The sequence below is a fragment of the Streptomyces sp. JJ36 genome, assembly GCF_021696945.1.
Lineage (GTDB): Bacteria > Actinomycetota > Actinomycetes > Streptomycetales > Streptomycetaceae > Streptomyces.
The window spans coordinates 1-1,048 of the sequence record NZ_JACYHE010000167.1 but is presented as its reverse complement, the minus strand read 5'-3'; the positions used below and the strand labels follow the sequence as shown (position 1 = coordinate 1,048).

Annotated in this window: 1 protein-coding gene; it reads right to left on the bottom strand. The window is 68.5% G+C overall.

Annotated features, from left to right (window positions below; all coding sequences use genetic code 11):
- Positions 1 to 1,048: amino acid adenylation domain-containing protein (locus HOY81_RS27010; protein WP_237323339.1), on the bottom strand; the 1,048-nt coding region annotated here is incomplete at both ends.

Genomic DNA, 1,048 nt, shown 5'->3' with positions numbered 1-1,048 from the left:
GGGTGGTGAGGTGGTGGTGGATTTCGCCGAGTTCGATGCGGTGGCCGTGGAGTTTGATCTGGTGGTCGGTGCGGCCGAGGAATTCGATGGTGCCGTCGGGGTGGTAGCGGGCGAGGTCGCCGGTGTTGTAGAGGCGTTGGCCTGTTGTGGGGTGGGTGTGGAATTGGGGGTGGTGGGGGTTTTTCCAGTAGCCGTGGGCGAGGCCTTTTCCGGCGATGTGGAGGTGGCCGGTGGTCCAGGTGGGGGTGGGGTTTCCGTGGGTGTCGAGGATGTGGAGGGTTTGGTTGGTGAGGGGTTTTCCGTAGGGGATGCTGGTCCAGGTGGGGTCGGGGTTTTCGGGGATGGGATGGTGGATGGACCAGATGGCGGCTTCGGTGGCGCCGCCGAGGGAGATCTGCTGGGAGTGAGGGGCGAGGGTGTGGATGCGTGGGGGGAGGGTGAGGGGTATCCAGTCGCCGCTGAGGAGGACGAGGCGGAGTGCGGGGAGGGTGGTGTTCCGGGGTAGGGCGTGTTCGGTGAGCATGTCCATCAGCGCCGGAACGCTGTTCCACACCGACACCCGGTTTCTCTCCATCGTCTCCAGCCAGGCCGCGGGGTCCCGTCCCTCGTCCGCTCCGGGGAGGACGAGGGTGGCGCCGGCGGCGAGGGTGCCGAAGAGGTCCCAGACGGAGAGGTCGAAGCTGAGGGAGGACAGGCCGAGGACGCGGTCGTCGGGGCCGAGGTGGTAGCGGGTGTTGATGTCGGTGACGGTGTTGGCGGCGGCCTGGTGGCCGATCATCACGCCTTTTGGTTCGCCGGTGGAGCCTGAGGTGAAGATGGTGTAGGCGAGGTCGTCCGGACCCGCCACCGCCTCCGGCGGCGTGTCAGACGCGGCTGCCCACGTCCGGTCGTCGTCGACCGCCAGCACGGTGATCCCCTCCGGCCAGTCCAGGCTCTCCGCCAGTGCGCTCTGGGTGAGGACGGTGCGGCAGTCGGTGCGGTGGAGGATGTGGTGGAGGCGCCGGGTGGGCCAGGCGGCGTCGAGGGGGAGGTAGGCGGCTCCGGACTG